We start from the raw sequence: 17,817 nt of genomic DNA, 5'->3' as shown, positions 1-17,817 counted from the left end.
AATAAATAACCGATGCGCAGACTTCCCATATATTTTTTGATCGATGTTTCGGAATCCATGGTGGGGGAACCCATCATGCAGGTAGAAGAGGGAATGGCACAGATCATCCAGGCCCTGAAAACAGATCCTTACGCCATAGAAACAGTATGGATTTCCGTGATCGTGTTTGCAGGGCAGGCAAAAACATTGGTGCCGCTGCAGGAGATCATTACTTTTTACCCGCCACGCTTTCCCATTGGCGGAGGTACCTCGCTTAGTAAAGGGCTTGGACATCTCATGTACGAAATGAGAAAGAACCAGGTAAAAACAACGTTCGATCGGAAAGGCGATTGGAAACCCATTGTTTTTCTCTTCACAGATGGAGCGCCAACGGACGACACGTCGCCGGCTATACGGGAATGGAAGCAAAACTGGCAAACTGCCGCCAATATGGTGGCTATCTCTTTCGGCGAGGAGGCCAATCTGCACGTATTGCAACAGCTGACCGATAATGTACTGACTTTTAAGAATACCTCCACCCAGGCCTACAAAACATTCTTTAAGTGGGTAACCGACTCCATTAAAACAAATAGTGAGCGCCTGGATAGTAATAAAACCGGTTTTGATATCGATCTCACCAAAGGCAACGGTACGGTGTCAAAAATCGATCTGACAAAACCATTGCAACAGCAATTTACTACAGACAGCAATTTTGTTATACTCAGGGGCAAATGCCAGCAAACAAAGCGGGGATACCTGATGAAATACAGGAGAGCTGTTGAAGAAGCGGCCATCTATGGATTAGACCTGCATAGGTTGTATTACCGGCTGGTAGGCGCCTTCCAGGTGGATAGCTCCTACGATGAGCTCTCAGAAAAGAATGCCATACCTGCCAGGGTAAATACAGAAGAGCTGATAGGCTTCCCAACGTGCCCCTGCTGCGGGAACCAGGTTGCATTTGCCATTTGCAGCTGCGGCGAATTGCATTGCATCGGAGACGAAGAAATATCGACCTGCCCCTGGTGCAATAACGTGGCCAGGTACGGCAGAGGCGACGGCGGAATTGATGTTCAACGCACCCAGGGTTAAGTGTTGAGCGATGGAAGAAACCTATATCCGACAACTACTTGCCGCAAACAATATCTGTGTAACTGAGGGTTTGCAGCAGTTATTCGCATATTTCGTCACCGATCCTGCGAACAAAAATTTGGTAAACCAGATCCTGGAAAATCAAAAAAGACTAATGGACCAATGGGCTTTAAAAATACGGCTTGCAGATCAGGACATGCAGGAAATTGTTTTTCCGAATGCTACAGTGGGCAAGCCTTATGAATACCGGCTAGATATGGCCGCTTTGCAGTGGGAGGACATTGCATTGCTGACCATTGATGGCCTGGAAACTACAGGACTTACCTACGATCCTGCTACTAAAGGTGTTAGCGGTATTCCTGTTATCAGCGGCGATATGCGCCTGGTACTGAAATACCGGCTGAAGAAGGAGGCGGAGGATGTGCCGCCTCATGAAAAAAAGATACGCCTGGTGGTGAACCCGGATCCCCGGTCGCTTTGGAAAAATGTGCCCAGCGATACAACTGATCCCTTTTGGAAAGCTGACGTGGCCTGTATGCAGGAAAGCCTTGGCGCCAAACAAGTAGTGGCTGCATCTAAGCGGGGCCGCTCGCATGCCAATAACGGCGGCTTCAGGGAAGATGATTACCTGGTGAAACATTGGGCGGAAACAGGGTGGTCGCTATTGGCGGTTTCTGATGGGGCCGGAAGCGCACAGTATTCGCGGGAAGGCTCCCGCCTGGCTTGTACATTCATCGCATCTTATTTTGATGAGTGTATGACAGCGGAATGGTTGGCAACTGTAGATAGGTTGATCAAAACCTATAACAACAATTTGCAGGATAAGGCAACCAAAGCCCTCAATAGTTTTATTTATGAAACATTGGGAAACGGGGTTTTGCAAACGCATAAGAAAATCGAGGAGACAGCTGCCAGGTTAAATGCCTCGCTAAACGATTTTCACGCTACTCTCGCTTTTGTGCTGATGAAGCAATATGATTTCGGTTATGCCATTATGAGCTTTTCGGTAGGAGATGGGCCGGTGGGATTACTGGATGAAAAAGAGAAGTCGGTCACCTTGCTCAATTGGCTTGATGTTGGGGAATATGGCGGCGGTACGCGTTTTATTACAATGCCTGAGATATTCAGCAGCGGGCAGTTCTCAAGCCGGTTCAATTTCATACTGATGCCTGGTTTTTCTCACCTCATCCTGATGACGGATGGTATATATGATCCGAAATTTGAAGTGGAGGCCAATCTTACCAGATGGTCGGCCTGGCAACGGTTGATCGCCGACCTGGCAGGTGAAAACGAAGGCAGGCAAAAAGTAACACTGGAAAGAACAGCCGTAGGAACAGAACAGGAACTGGCAGCCTGGCTCGACTTCTGGAGCGTCGGAAACCACGACGACAGAACTTTAATGATTGTATACTGATCCAACTTAATATAACAATGAATATTAAAACGGTATCTTCTGCCATCTATTCCGGTAAATCATATCAATACGTGGATAATGGGGCGCCGCTGCAGGGCGGAATGAAAGATGTCTACTTCAGCCCCGACAGGTCTTATGTAGTGGCCTTTTACAGGTCGGAGCAGGATTTGAATGCAAAAGAGAGATTACGCAAAATTGTTACCGACTATTATAACAGTTTCTTTAACCGCGAGGGCGGGGCATACTATAAAGATCTGTATTGCTGGCCTACCGACATGATCGAAGAAGGTAAAAAAGTAGGTTTGATCGTACCCTGTTACAATGAAAACTTCTTTTTTAAAAAAGGGTATGCCGCCAATGATTTTATTTTAGGAAAGGAGAAAGAGGGAAAGTGGTTTGCTGCACCTAAGTTCAGGAACAAGGCATTTTCCCTGCGCCTGGATGAAAATGAATTGGGTAACTGGTTGAGTTATTTCCAGATCTGCGTAAATATCGCCCGGGGGGTTAAAAGATTGCATGCCGCCGGTTTGGCGCATTCAGATCTTTCTTATAAAAATGTGCTGATAGATCCCATATCCAGGTCGGCTGCCATCATAGATATCGACGGATTGGTCGTACCGGGGCTTTTCCCTCCGGAAGTGATCGGAACGCCAGATTTTATTGCCCCCGAGGTTTTGGCTACCAGGCATCTTGATAAAAGTGATCCCGGTAGAAAACTCCCCAACCGGCTAACAGACCTGCATGCCCTGGCGGTGATGATCTATATGTATCTTTTGCATCGTCATCCTTTGAAAGGAGGCAAAGTACACGACCTGGATACAGAAAAAGATGATTTGCTTTCAATGGGCGAAAAGGCGTTATTTATAGAACACCCGGAAGATGTTTCCAACAGGCCTCAACTGGATCATGTGCACCCTAACGATCTGCCCTGGGCGGATGTAAATAAATTGCCGCTAGCTGTTACCGGCCCATACCTGAAAGAGCTATTCTACAAAGCATTTGTTACCGGTCTGCATCAGCCGGCAGAGCGGCCGCCCGCAGATATGTGGGAGCAGGCGTTGCTGAAAACCACGGATCTCATGCAGCCCTGCGCCAACCCTGCCTGCGAGCAGAAATGGTATGTGTTCGACAATACCAATTCGCCTAAATGTCCTTTCTGTGGTACACCTCACCGGGGTACTCTTCCTGTATTGGATCTCTACTATGAATTTAAACCAACGGTATGGCGGCCGGAAAATCACAGGTTGATGGTATATAACAACCAGTATTTATTTCAGTGGCATGCCAACCGAAATGTGGTACGGAATGAGCGGACATCGGAGGAGCAAAAGATCCCCGTAGGTTATTTTGTATTCCATCAGCAACAATGGGTGTTGGTTAATCAAAGACTTACTTCACTGAAAGATCTGACTGAAGATAAAGAAATACCAATTGGCGGTATGGTAGCATTGACGGATGGAAAGAAATTATTATTGTCCAGGGAGGAAGGAGGTAGAGTTGTGATCGTTACGCTGGCTAACAAATAAAAGTTAGAGCAGCTCTTCCAGTAATATTACTACCCAACTGTGGCAGAGTGTGAATGAATTTGCTCAATTTATGGCGTTATCCCCTTTGGAATCCGGCAGATCAGCGATGGCATGGTTTTATTGCCTGTATAACTAATTAAATCCATTGGTTATGTCAGATGATAAAAAAAAGAACGAAAAGCTCCCGGAAGAGAAGCCTTCTACATCAAATGAGAACAATGCGTTAAACGAACCCGATCCGGAAACACTGGGTCCGGAGCCTCAGGAAAAAATGAAAGGCCCAGTTTCATCTGTGATCAGGAAGATTGCGGAGGAAGGGGATGAGGAAGAGAAAGAGAATGATGAGCCAGAGGAAGAAGGAGCTTGAAATTAAAACCACATTATTTTAGCAGTCGCCGGGTGATACTTTGGCGGCTGTTTTTATTTGAGGCATGCATTAGAAGTTAATTTGTTTGATAATAAGTCAAGATAAGTTTGTTGACTATCCGCGTTTGCAAAAACATCTTTATCGCCGAATGCGAGTGCATTATTGAAATTCGGAAGTATGCCTGTTGGTCCGTCTACTGGCGTTCCCCAGATCAATATTCCTATTTACAATTTTGAGAACAAGGCGAGCGGCCTTAAACTGAATATTTCGCTGGATTACCATGCTGGTGGTATTAAAGTAGGGGAAATTGGATCTAATGTCGGGATTGGATGGGCATTGAATGCTGGTGGAGTTGTATCGAGAATAATGAGAGGCGTTCCTGATGAGCTGAAGAGCATTGGATATATTAATGGACCGGTTGTCTCCTCAATGCTTAGCGAAGGAAACGGACCTGCGGCAGTTCTGGACCGGCCATACGATAAGGTGAATTCCAATAAACTTGATGCGCAGCCTGATATATTTAGTTTTAGTGTCAATGGACGAAGCGGGAGCTTTATGTATGGAAAAAACAATGACTTTCTGATGCTGGAAATGCAAAAAGTTAAAGTTGAGAAGGTTACTGAATCGGTTTATAATCCCGCATTGGGGTTGGGAGATAGTGCTATCACAAAGTTTATATTGACAGATGAATATGGTACTAAATATTTTTTTGAAAGTTATGAGGTAACCCATAATTACGCCTTACAAGGAAGTTCTGCGAGAGATTATGTTTCCTCCTGGTATTTAACCAAACAATTGTCAGCTAGCGGAAAAGATAGTATAGTGTATACTTACGAAAGTTATTCAAATCCCATTTACATTGCTGGTCGAAGTTATTCTATAAAAGAAGGTGTACAGACGCAGGGCGGGCATTCCCATGTTGAAGGCAGTAGTACTCAATCAATGGCTTTGGATGGCAAAAGAATTAAGACTATATCGCTACCCAACGGTGTGCTTATTAATTTTGACTATCGGGCAGAGAACCGGCCGGATCTTGTGATAAACCATTTGCTCGACAAAATATCAATTATTTCCGGCGCTAATAAAAGAGGTTTTATATTAACGCAGGATTTTTCCTTGAATCGGGCTACGTTAAAAAAAGTAACGCCATTTAACGGCGCCCAGGAGATAAAACAACCTCCATACCAGTTTGAGTATGACATTCCATTACCGGATCGTTTGTCGTCGGAGGTAGACCATTGGGGGTATTATAACAATAACACCGGTGATTTGGTACCTCACGAGCTTTTCCCTGAAAAACTGGAAACATTTTACGAACTACCAGGAGGAAATAGGGACACAGATTCGTTAAAGGTATTGGCGGGATCACTTAAAAAGATCATTTACCCAACTGGCGGTTCTACAGTCTTCCAGATGGAGCCCAATCAAGCGTATAGTAATTGGTTGGACCAAAAATTCACAACCACGGTTCCGGGACCGGACAAAGTGAATAAAAATACTTCAGCCTATGTTGCAACCGGAGATCCTTATGGCTCAGACTATGCAACAGTTTCCTATAATGGCTTGTTAAATGTTTCAACGAGCTTTAATATTACTGCTTATACCAGTGGTACATGTAATAGCGGATGTAAAGTGGTATTGGAAATATATACTCCATCTGGCAACTTATGGACTGCCAAGGATTTACCATATTCAAATACTGATGGTATAAATAGCAGTTTTGTACTCACAAACATGGTAAAAGGCAACTACAAATTTGTCTTTTATACTGTTGGATTAACGGGGTTTGCTACCTATTTGAATGTAAATTGGGTGGAAACAGTTGAGCCGCAACCAGTATCTGTTGTTTATGCCCATAAACAACCTTTTGTTGGGGGCTTACGAGTTAAAAAGATCGCGGATTATACAGTTGAAAATTCAGAACCGATAGCAGAAAGAACCTACGAGTATTTGACTGAGGATGGAACCAGGAGTTCCGGGTCATTGGGTGTAACGCCAAAATATTCGTTTTCTGCCTTTTATGGTTATCGGACTGGCGCTTTTTCCGCGATTACCCCCTATGAGGAATATTCGGATAACGGTGTACATAACTATGTTATAAGGTCGTCTAATACGATTAACGACTTAACTTATGTCAATGGCAGTCCTGTTACATACAGTCGAGTGGTCGAAAAACAGAAGAACAATGGTCGGATAGAGCGTTATTTTACCTCTTTTGAAGAGGGAGGGGCAATTGTTACTCAAACCGCTCCTTTTATACCACCTGACTACAAAAAGTGGCAATTAGGACTGCTCTTAAAAGAAATGACCTTCGATAACAATGGCGTTTTGGTTCAAAAGACTGAAAATGAGTACCAGTACCAGGATGATATCTATTTCCACAACCCGGTAAGGATGCAGAATTTTAAATCACTTTCATTACTCCCCGTGAAGTATTATTTTAATACTCTGCCGACTAATTTAACGGAAGATTATTGGAAGTATGCTAATTACCCAATATTTTTCTTATCAAAAGAATTTTACCCGCCGTCTGGAAGAGTAAATCTTGTTAAAACCACAGAGTATAACTATGACAAGCCGGGAAATGTAGTGGCAACCACAACTAATTCTGTATTTGATCCAAATTACTACTATTTAAAAAGTACATGGCGGCTTAACAGCGTAAAGGACACAATAAAAACTAATTTCAGTTATTCTCCCGATTTCATGTCTGTAGGGCAGGATTCTGCTATTTACAAAGGCATGGTACTTAGAAACCTGCTTAACCAGCCAGTAGAACAGGCACAGTTTGTTAACAATCGTCAAATCAGTTGGGTTAAGACAAATTATTATTCTCCTTATACCGGAGTATATCTTCCCAGAACTATCCAGGCCAGAAAGGCAAATGAGCCGATTGAAACAAGGGTTTCATATGGTAAATACGATATTGCCGGTCGTGTACTAAACGTATACAAAGACGATGGTCCTTTAATGTCTTATAAATGGGGCTATAACAATCAATATGTCATAGCGGAATGTAAAAATGCTGATTCTGATGAGTTTTATTACAATGGTTTTGAGGAGGGAGGTACAATTGGCAATGCGAGGACCGGAGCCAGGTTATATTCCGGATCCTTTACAACCAGCGACAAACTTGCCCCAGGCCTTCACGGCAAAACATACAAAATAAGCTATTGGTATTATACAGCCGGTTCCTGGAAATTCAGTGGCGAACTGAATTACACCGGCCAGGTACTATCCGGCACCCTGGATGATATCAGGATATATCCTGACGGCGCCCAAATGACTACCTACACCTATGATCCTTTATTTGGTGTGACTTCTATCTCCGATGTCAGGGATATGCCTACGTATTACGAATATGATATTGCCGGCAGGTTACGCGCAATTAAAGACAAGGATGGTAAGGTATTGAAACTATATGACTACCAATACTTACAGCCAATCACACAATAATATTTATCCATTTTTTGAGACCTTATAGCATGAAGAGGATTTTTGTCTATACCTTAATATTATCAGGCTTCTGGATAGGTAGTTTGGAAACATCATCTGCCCAAAACAGACCTGATGCAACAGTAAAACGTAAAAATGCTACTCCGGTTCCTTTACCTGCCGGCAGTACTCCAAATACCATTAACTATATCCGGACCTGGGAACCCTTAATGCCGAGCAGCGATACATCGGCCATCATTTCGAGCGCCCGGACACCCCAGGAAGTCAGGGAAACTACCCAGTATTTTGATGGATTGGGAAGGTTGATTCAAACAGTGAATAAGCGAAATAGCCCTTCAGGAAAAGACCTGGTTGCACCGGTTGTTTACGACGAATTGGGAAGGGAGCAATTTAAATACCTCCCGTACACGCCAAAGACGGGCAATATAAATGATGGTAAATTCAAGGCAACGCCATTCGTATCTCAACAAACCTTTTACCAGGATACATTGCTTAATCCCGCCGCTGCGGGAGAGAGTATCTATTACAGCCAGGTCGAATTCGATGGTTCTCCGCTAAACAGGCAGGTAGCAACTTATGCGCCAGGCAATAGCTGGGCAAAAACTGGCGGCAATCACCCGGTTAAAGTGGATGAATTAGTAAATACGGCGGCAGATTCTGTCAGGGTTTGGATACAGCAGGCTTCAGGGAGTTTGCCAACAAGTCCCCGCACTTATGAAGCCGGGCAATTGTATAAAACAGTGACTACTTCCGAATCCGGCCAGCAATCTATAGAGTATAAGGATAAAGATGGAAGGGTTATTTTGAAGAAAGTACAATCTGCACCCGCTCCAGGTACGGCTCACGTGGGATGGTTCTGCACCTATTACGTGTATGATGATTGGGGAAATTTGTGTTTTGTTATCCCGCCGTTAGCCGTTCAGGGCTGTATTCAAAACTGGAACCTGTCAGCAGTGGCGCCTGAACTTTGTTTTCAATACCGGTATGATAACCGTAACCGGATGATCATTAAAAAGATTCCCGGTGCTGATTCTACCGAAATGGTTTATGATAAACGCGATAGATTGGTTTTTACCCGTGATGGCAATTATAAAGCAAAAGGAAATTGGCATGTAACGTTCTACGATGAGTTAAACAGGCCGGTAAAGACGGCATTGTATAAAAGCACGGCCACCCGCCAATCTTTGCAGGATCAGATGAATGCCGCTACGCTGGCTACCGGAACCACCGCTTATACTTTCCCCGGCGATGCCGACCTGGTAGTAGGCGTACACAGTAAGCCACTGTACGAAGCCACTAACAGTGTAACACTAATCAACGGGTTTGAGGCGGCCGACGAAATGGAAGCGCGTATAAACACTGCCTTGAACAATGGCCAGGATGTCATAACCGTAAGCAATCCATTGCCTAATTTGCCTGATAACCTGCTGGTGCCCTTAACGTTCACGTTCTACGATAAGTACAATTTTGCGGGCGCACAACCGAGTGTACCAGGCGATTCAGCTAAGCTAAATGCAGGTAACAATCCTTATAAGGAAGCTTTTTCTATAAGCAGCGCCACAAATGGTTTGGTAACAGGCGCCAAGGTCAGGATACTGGATACTGAACAGTGGTTGGTCACTACAAACTATTATAATGATAAAGGCCGTATTGTCCAGGTTATCCAGGATAACGCAGTGGGAGGAAAGGATATCACTACAACACAATACGACTTTTCAGGAAAAGTATTAAGCACTTACTTAAAGCATAATAATCCGCGGTCCGGTACTGTTCCGCAGATTTCGGAACTAACCAGCATGAGCTATGATGCTTCAGGAAGGTTAGCATTTATAAAGAAAAAGCTTAACGACCAGGATAGTCTCGAAAGAGTGATCGCAGTCAACGAGTATGATGAATTGGGGAACCTGAAGGCGGAACGTCTGGGGCTCAGGAACAGTATCCCTATTGAAAGAATCTCTTATGAATACAACCTGCGCGGTTGGCAGAAGAGCATTAACAAAAAGTATTTAAACAACCAGGCTGATACCGCCCACTTCGGGCAGGAGCTGAGTTATGACTATGGGTTTAAAGATACGGTGTTCAATGGGAACATCGCCGGCGTTAGATGGAAGGGCTGGAATGACCCATTGCCACGAGCCTATGGGTATAACTACGACCCTGTGTCTCGTTTAACCCATGCCGAATACAGCCAGCAAAACACCGCAAACAGCGCATGGACAAAAGACAAAATGAACTTCACCGTTGACTGGATCAACTACGACGCCAACGGTAATATCCGTAATATGACCCAATACGGAGTGGACGGAACTGCCAGCCCGTTAATTGACAGGCTGAATTATAGTTATGCCGGTTATAGTAATAAACTGATGTCGGTAGCCGATACCAGTACTGTTACTTCTCCGCTTGGCGACTTCAAAAATGGAACGAATACAGGAGATGATTATGCCTATGATGCTAATGGCAACCTGACGAAAGATCTTAATAAGAACATCACCAGCATTTCCTATAATGTTTTAAACCTGCCATCAGTAATACAAACTACAAAAGGAACGATTGTTTACCAATATGATGCGAATGGAGTGAAGCAACGGAAAACAGTTACCGACAATACCGGGTCATCGCCCAAGGTTACCGTTACTGATTACATTGGGGGAATGGTGTACAAAAACGACAGTCTCGAATTGGTTAGCCATGAGAAAGGCCGGATCAGAACAATTTTCCAGGCTGGGAAACCTGTAGGATACGCATATGATTACTTTGTAAAAGATCACTTAGGCAATACACGGTTAGTGCTGACAGAACAATCTGATTTCAGGATGTATGCGGCAACTATGGAACCCGCCAAAGCGGCAACAGAAACAGCGCTTTTTAGTAACATAGATGAAACCAGAGCGCCGGTTCCTGTGGGCTATCCACAAGATGGTTCTACAGATGAAAACAAGGCTGTAGCCAAGCTTTCAACAGGCGGTAGCGGGAAAAAGATAGGCCCATCCCTGGTACTTCGTGTAATGGCGGGCGACACAATACAGGTTGGAGGCAAAGCGTTTTTCAAATCTAACGGTCCTGCCAAGAAGCCCGGTAACGATATGGCAGAAAATATGCTTGCCGATCTGTCTCAGGCGTTCCTGGGAAGCAGCAAACAATCGTCAGACCATGGCGCAGCCGATTTAGCCGCCGAAACGCCGTTTAATGCTAATTTTTATAACAACGATCTACGGCAGCTAAAAGAGAGAGAGAATTCGAACCAGGATCCATTGAGGCCCCAGGCATATTTGAACTATATTTTGTTTGATGACCAGTTTAAACTGGTGGAGGAAAGCAGCGGCGTAAAACAGGTAAAGAATGAACCAGATCAACTGCAAACCCTTTCTTCCGACCAGATGGTTGTTAAAAAAAGCGGATTTCTGTATGTTTACACCAGTAATGAAAGCGCACAGGATGTGTTCTTTGATAACGTAGTGGTAACCCAGGCAACAGGGCCGGTGTTGGAGGAGACGCATTATTATCCGTTTGGGTTGACGATGGCGGGGATAAGTTCGAATGCGTTGAAGGGAACACAATACTCAAAGAATAGGAAAGAGTTTAACGGGATAGAGCATACGACTGATTTAGATATGAATCAGTATGATGCTTTTTACAGGACACTGGATCCACAGTTGGGAAGATGGTGGCAGATAGATCCTAAGCCTGATTTTAGGAATAGTCCATACTCGGCAATGAATAATAATCCTATAAGATTTAGTGATATGCTGGGAGATACGATTGTGAATAACAATGGGGCTAATGTTTCCTTTACGGTCAATAAAGATAGGACTATAGCTTGGTCTGAAAATGTGAGTGCTGATATTCAGAAAGTGGGTAATGCCATGGCAAAAACGGCCGTGGGGCTTTCAGTATTACAAAAGATGGCTGACGCAACATATGATATAAGCATATCAGTAGATAATACTAAGGTAATTTACACAGATGATAAAGGAAAAGAATATGATCAGCCGGGAGCTGGCAGGAAAGAGACTTTGGGAGTTACCAAAGTAACTGCGGAAAATGGAAAGGTTGAAAGGGCTGATATAAAACTATACAGCAAAGCTTTAGAAGCTGTATCTACTGCACCTGAAGGCAAGATTAAGTATATAACATTGGAAGAAAAAAAGGTACTTACTTCCAAATTCGGTGTTGAAGCAAATATGGGTGCCACTGCCACACACGAGGGAACCCATGCTACTGATAAAGGATCGATGAGATCACTAAAAGCAAATAATCCCGAAGCTTTGCCTCATGCCAATGAGTTCAAATATTATGAGGAATTGAATAAGGAATATATCAGAGATTAAGATGCAAATTATGAAATTTTCACGGAACATTATTTTATTAGTATTTCTTTTAATGAACGCTAATGGGGCTATAGCACAGAGAGTGCATGAAAGTAAGGCTAGGCTGTCAAGAACTGATAGTATCATTATCAGGTATTTATTGGTCAATAATCAATTTCCCGATCTTTCAGCTAATGATACTTCAAATCTTACATCCGAAAGGAACAACATCATTAAGAGAGCTATTTCAGTAAAAAGAGCGTCTGGAAAATATATTGAAGTAATTGGTTTCGGCTCTAATGTTTCCCATAGTCATAACTATATATTATTTGTGAATAATAGTTCCTATAAAATTATTGGTAGCGAAGATCTTGAAAATAATATATTGGAGATGAACAGGTATCTCAAGGAATCAAATATTAAGTTAACCAATAATGAGAGGCTGATATGCTATGATATACTTATAATGAATTCGAGTCAAAGAGAAGAAGGTCCTAAATTGATGAATGATGATATGCCTAATTAGGCACAATATGATTGCATTATCCGCTGGAAGAGACGCATTATTATCCGTTTGGGTTGACGATGGCGGGGATTAGTTCGAGTGCGTTGGTAGGGGGATTATCCGGTGAATCGACTTAAGTATAACGGGAAGAGCTGCAGAGTAAGGAGTTTGGGGATGGTAGTGGGTTGGAGTGGTATGATTATGGAGCGAAGATGTATGATACGCAGGTGGGGAGATGGCATACTGTTGATTCCCTGTCTGAAAAATATGAGCAATATTCTCCTTATGTATATGTCTTAAACAATCCTATTCGTAAATATGATGTGAAAGGACTTTATTACTGGGATGCTGTATTGAGAGGAACTTATATGATTCTTGGTGGTGGCTTAGGTATAGCAGGTGGAGCAGCCGCCGCAGCTACTCCTACAGGTGTAGGGCAGGTGTTTGGAGCTGTCGCAATTCCAACAGGAGCTACATCTGTGGGACTTGGTTTTGCAAAGATCATGGTTGGCTTGCAACCAAATGATGGGCATAAAGCAGATAACATTCCAGGTGGAATTTCTGAAACACTAGGTATGGGTATTGATTATATGTCTGGTAATAAGGCCGCTACAGCAAGAAATGCCGGACAGGTGGTTTATGGTCTTGTTGGTTTGATAACTGGCGGACTACCAAAAACTCAAGCCGATGTGGCTTCATTCATTGGTAATAATACATATATGGGCTTTGATTTTTATAATGCCGGAAAAGAAAATCAATTGCAGCCTATGAACGATTTTGCAAAGGCTGTACAAGCAGTAGGTCAGCCAAAGACAGATAGTGAAACCCCAAAAACTAATAATGGAAATCTAAATAATAAAGTGGATAAACCTACTCCATTTGCGCCCCAAACTCAGAAAAGTTTAAAACCGAAGGTTAATTTTTTTGATAATACCTTTGGAATATAAAATGGGTTTAATTTTATAATATCATGAAGATATTTGAAGTGAAACAGAGGCACCAGGCTGTTAATTCTGCAATGCTTAGTTGGAGCTTTGTTATTCTGACTTACGGACATGTATTATTTTGGGGGGCGTTTTTCAATTGGTCTATTCAGCATTGGCTGTTAGCTGAGATATTAATAATATCAATGATTCCGATTTTTTTGTTAGTATATCCAGATAAAGCCGTCTATAAGATTCTATTTGATGATGATAAACGCATTTGTACTATCTGTTTTTACAGATTACTAATTTTTAAACGTTCTTGTGATTTTAGATATGACGAATTAATGTTTAGATATGTGCCAACAAGATATCTGAGAGGTGTTTTTGTGAATTCATTTCAGATTTTAAAAAGGGGCAGATTGAGATTTGAAATACGACAAAAGTATAATGTTGGTTGGGAGAAAGAAGATATTCTGGAAATGAATAAGTATGTAAAGGGAAATCCTTTAATAAAATATGATACTGATGCTCTTAAACGTAGAGGAGCGCTGCTTTTACCAGAATAGTCTCAATTGTTTGATTAATTCAAAACATAGTTATATGGTTATAAAATAAAGCTAAATTTCTGGAAAAGGCTCTCTGGTATTTAATACTTTTGGGTATAATCCTTTTTTATATTGGTTTTGGAACTTTGCCTCTTAGTAAAAGTTTTCTCTATCTGCTATGTATGATTTTCTTCTTTTCGGGTGTCGCATTTATATTCTATTTAAATAGAAATGAATTGCTGACCGTAAAAATCGTTGATGGTATAGGTGAGTTTTCATTCGTTAATAAATCTTTTTTTAAAAGAGAGGATAGGAAAGTGAGCATTAAACAGATTTTTAGAAAGAATCCAGGAATAACATTTGAGCACAGCTCGTTTTATCCCTAATCACACGAAGGACTTGGTTATGCTGTCGGAGGGAAATCTAAAAAATATATTGATAAATGGATAAAGATTGATAAATGGAAAGAACATTTGAAGATGAGGGATCTTGTTACTAATGGGCGCTTGCGGAAATATATTCGTTAAAGGACATTAGACAATGATCATGAATTAAAAACTCATCCTGCTGCCTATAAGATATGAAAACAAATTGTAAAAATGAAATATGAATGATCTGTTAAAAAAACTTGTTTCAGGCCTTGATCAAAACCCGCCACTTACTGAAGAACAGTTCCATACTATTCTCCGGGATATACCAGTTAATTTCCCTTCGGATTATCTGGCTTACATGAAAGAGTTTAATGGAGGAGAGGGGGTTATAGGCGAGAATGGAAGATACGTGCGTTTTTGGCCTTTTCAGGAATTGTTGGAAGCTAATGAAGACTATGCGGTAGATAAATTTGCTCCCGGTCTTTTTTTTATAGGCTCGGATGGTGGAGATACAGCAATTGGTTTAAAGAAGGAAGAAGGCTTTTTTATTGAAGTACCTTTTATTGGAATGTCCGATGAAGAGGCTGTTGAGAGGGGAGGAACGTTTACAGATCTTTTAATATTCTTGAGTAGGTGAACAGATGAAGCAAAGCAATGGTGTAAAGTAAGTAAGGTGGGAATCTGATCAATTACAGACACGGTTTAGACTAAATAGTTGCCCGAAAAACGGGTTTCTTTATGTTTGCACCGGTCATAAAGGCGCATATTTTGGCAACAACCTGCTTATACAAATGTAAAAACGTTAGACTGGTATTTATGACAAAGCATAAGGTTTGGTTTTTAGTAGTCATGATGTTGATGATCAGCATTTGTTATCGGGTCTATTTGTCAGATCGCTATTCAAATGCTGATGCTAGGATATTGAATCATGTAAAGTTCAAAGGAGAAATCATTTCTTTGAATATATCTGGAAATCATGCTTACGGAATAATTGGGATTGCCGTTTCAACAACCAATAAAAGCGAATATGTAGCTACCGTGCAATCTGTCCAGTTCCCGTATAGTTTAAGTCAAGGGTATGCCGAATTTTATGGCTATGTACCCGTTGAAACAAAGATAGGTTTCAATATTGAGCTTGACTCAGATAAAGGGATTATGAGGATTTATGACAATGGGAGACTGGTTAAGGAAACGAATGTTGCAGTTTCTATGGAAAGAAGAAATATTGAATTTGTCAGGCAGCATTCTAAGTTTAGATTTATTAACCCTAAGTAAACAAAACAGGCACTTTTAGGAACTTGGTATATGAAACCACCAGCATACATCGATGGAGCAAAGGTTATTATGTGGGCTTGGTCCGGATCGCAACCTTTCGGATATGTTGAGATGATCGATAGCCCCCAAAGTGAGGAAGTATACGGACTTGCAATTTGCCAATATGAAAATTCCCATATATTTAATAGATTTAGCTGTGATAGCGACTGGGAAACAGTTCAGGATGGAGTTTATGCAACAGTTGAAGATGCAATTCGACTGTTGCCGGATCAGTACAAGAACATTAAAGCCAATTGGCATTTGTTTGAGACCTCTTGATATATTGGTACCTTTTTACTCCAACCGGTTAGAGCGTGATAGTTCAATGGGTTATTATTTTTCTACAAGATAACATCGATATAACCAATTTATGAGAACTTTTATTTTTCCGTTATTAGGCTTCATTTTGTGTACATGTCTCGCTTGTAAGACTAAGACCGGTCTCACTAATGAAAAGTCTCTGAAAAGATCCGATAACGGGGATGTTAATGAATCCCATGGTAAAATTGTTATTAAATCTAACTCCCTTGTTAAGGTATTATCAACCAACTGGGAGTCGCAAAATCTGAAACCAGCTGATGTAATATATTCTAAATGCATGGAATGGCGACTCTCAAATGAGTCAATTGTTGCAATTTTGAAGCATGGGAAACCTATAAGTATGCGTGATTTCCATTACCTCTATTATGTTTTGCCTTGCGAAGTGAAGGGACTGGTACAAATTGATAGTAGTCAATACAGCTATAGGATAAATGCCGGTTCGTTTTTTACAATTTCGAACAAGGATACCACACTTTACTTTGGATGTAATTCTCCTGAATTTAAAGATAAATTTTTGATGGAAGGGGATAACCCGGATACAGATCAGGGGTTGTAGATTTTTTGAGGTAAATTTTATGGAAAAAACTCAACTATCGATCTATAACAGGTTAAGAATGGAAGATTGATTTGGCTGAAAGGATTCTCGTAAGATATGTGCCAGGTAAATATATTGCATCGCTTATAATATTCTCCCGGTTAGCGCTGGTATATAGGTATTGCGCTGAGCAGCGAATTGTGATGTTGCGAAGCGAATTCGAAAGGTTTCCCTGAATGGAAGTGAAAATTTTGCTCGGTAATGTGCCCGGTATTATTAATTTTATTTGGATTTGCTGCGAGTAAGCAAGAGTTAACAACGCCCTTTCCCGGTAGTAAAGGATTATGGCACTAAACAACAGATCTAATGAAGAAAGCATGTTATAGCATCAAAATGCTATTGATGTGGGTCGTTGCGTTATCTTTCTATCCCATTAACAATGTTAAAGGGATGATAGGAGAACAAAAGGACTCCCTATCCTTTTCTTATGAAATAGTTCAACGTAGGATATTGCCATTTAAACGGATCGATCTGCCAAAGTTTGCTACCAAAAGAAGAGTTATCAGAGCCGGTTCGGATGTTCCCAATACATTAACTGTTTACCGGGAACATACATCGCCATTAAAAATAGCATTTTATCAATACTCGCTAAATTGGTTTGACAATAAAGGGATCAGGGAACTAGAAAAAATTGAACTTGCTGGAAAAGCTTATTTTATTGATTCGATTTTCCGTAATCGGCCTGATAATCGCCCTTTGAGATTAGAAATGTCGGCGATGTATGAATTTAGTTACAATCATAGAGAATTTGTTTCTATTCATTTCGAAAAGACCGACTTTAACGGTACTGGTTTGCAGCCCTGGTATATTTTGTTATGCGAAATAACCGATCCAGGTTTTATTAAACTCTATGGATTGGTAACGTTGAATAACAATGATGAAAGTTATCAGGAGCCGACTTGCATTGGAGATTTTGATTTGGATGGCAGTTTGGAGTTTGCAGAATGGGATAACCTTCAGGGAAATGTTGTAAGGTGTGTTAGCCTGAGAGAGGGGCAACGCCTTTTGCAGCCATATTTTCTAATCCTTTACGAGGCGGAGAAAGGGAATTTTTATATTGACACTACCAATTCTAAATGGTGTTTTCCTCTAAAATAAT

Annotated in this window: 13 protein-coding genes; all 13 read left to right on the top strand. The window is 41.6% G+C overall.

Annotated elements, in window-relative coordinates; genetic code table 11:
• Positions 1-12 precede the first annotated feature (12 nt).
• The 13 genes from BLV62_RS12885 to BLV62_RS12815 all read left to right on the top strand — a co-directional run bounded on the left by BLV62_RS12885 (position 13) and on the right by BLV62_RS12815 (position 17,816).
• Entirely contained in the window at positions 13-1,068 is a 1,056-nt protein-coding gene (locus BLV62_RS12885; protein WP_089762224.1) for a TerY-C metal binding domain-containing protein, read from the top strand.
• A 10-nt stretch (positions 1,069-1,078) separates the two neighbouring features.
• Positions 1,079-2,482 carry a PP2C family serine/threonine-protein phosphatase gene (locus BLV62_RS12880; RefSeq protein ID WP_089762222.1) on the top strand — a complete coding sequence of 468 codons (1,404 nt, stop codon included), beginning with the start codon at positions 1,079-1,081 and terminating at the stop codon, positions 2,480-2,482.
• Positions 2,483-2,499: 17 nt separating this feature from the next.
• Complete coding sequence (locus BLV62_RS12875) at positions 2,500-4,008, top strand: helix-hairpin-helix domain-containing protein (protein ID WP_089762220.1); 1,509 nt, start codon at positions 2,500-2,502, stop codon at positions 4,006-4,008.
• 151 nt (positions 4,009-4,159) lie between these two features.
• Complete coding sequence (locus tag BLV62_RS12870; protein WP_089762218.1) at positions 4,160-4,375, top strand: hypothetical protein; 216 nt, start codon at positions 4,160-4,162, stop codon at positions 4,373-4,375.
• 177 nt (positions 4,376-4,552) lie between these two features.
• Entirely contained in the window at positions 4,553-7,831 is a 3,279-nt protein-coding gene (locus BLV62_RS12865) for an RHS repeat domain-containing protein (RefSeq protein WP_139170143.1), read from the top strand.
• 29 nt (positions 7,832-7,860) lie between these two features.
• Positions 7,861-12,162, top strand: a complete 4,302-nt coding sequence (locus BLV62_RS12860) for a DUF6443 domain-containing protein (protein ID WP_089762214.1) — start codon at positions 7,861-7,863, stop codon at positions 12,160-12,162.
• Positions 12,163-12,172: 10 nt separating this feature from the next.
• Positions 12,173-12,667, top strand: a complete 495-nt coding sequence (locus tag BLV62_RS12855) for a hypothetical protein (RefSeq protein WP_139170141.1) — start codon at positions 12,173-12,175, stop codon at positions 12,665-12,667.
• A gap of 131 nt (positions 12,668-12,798) precedes the next feature.
• Complete coding sequence (locus BLV62_RS12850; RefSeq protein WP_089762210.1) at positions 12,799-13,593, top strand: RHS repeat-associated core domain-containing protein; 795 nt, start codon at positions 12,799-12,801, stop codon at positions 13,591-13,593.
• A 23-nt stretch (positions 13,594-13,616) separates the two neighbouring features.
• Positions 13,617-14,138 (top strand): hypothetical protein, encoded by a 522-nt coding sequence (locus BLV62_RS12845; RefSeq protein WP_089762208.1) that lies wholly within the window; start codon positions 13,617-13,619, stop codon positions 14,136-14,138.
• Positions 14,139-14,723: 585 nt separating this feature from the next.
• Positions 14,724-15,125, top strand: coding sequence for an SMI1/KNR4 family protein (locus BLV62_RS12835; RefSeq protein ID WP_089762204.1), 402 nt, complete (start codon positions 14,724-14,726; stop codon positions 15,123-15,125).
• 179 nt (positions 15,126-15,304) lie between these two features.
• Positions 15,305-15,763 carry a hypothetical protein gene (locus BLV62_RS12830; protein ID WP_139170139.1) on the top strand — a complete coding sequence of 153 codons (459 nt, stop codon included), beginning with the start codon at positions 15,305-15,307 and terminating at the stop codon, positions 15,761-15,763.
• 409 nt (positions 15,764-16,172) lie between these two features.
• A complete protein-coding gene (locus BLV62_RS12820; protein WP_089762199.1) occupies positions 16,173-16,679 on the top strand; it encodes a hypothetical protein in 507 nt (168 codons plus the stop codon).
• A 345-nt stretch (positions 16,680-17,024) separates the two neighbouring features.
• Positions 17,025-17,816, top strand: coding sequence for a hypothetical protein (locus BLV62_RS12815; protein WP_089762197.1), 792 nt, complete (start codon positions 17,025-17,027; stop codon positions 17,814-17,816).
• Position 17,817 lies beyond the last annotated feature (1 nt).

Origin of the sequence: Chitinophaga terrae (ex Kim and Jung 2007) (assembly GCF_900107795.1) — a bacterium.
GTDB lineage: Bacteria > Bacteroidota > Bacteroidia > Chitinophagales > Chitinophagaceae > Chitinophaga > Chitinophaga terrae.
This window is presented reverse-complemented; position numbering and strand designations above follow the sequence as displayed.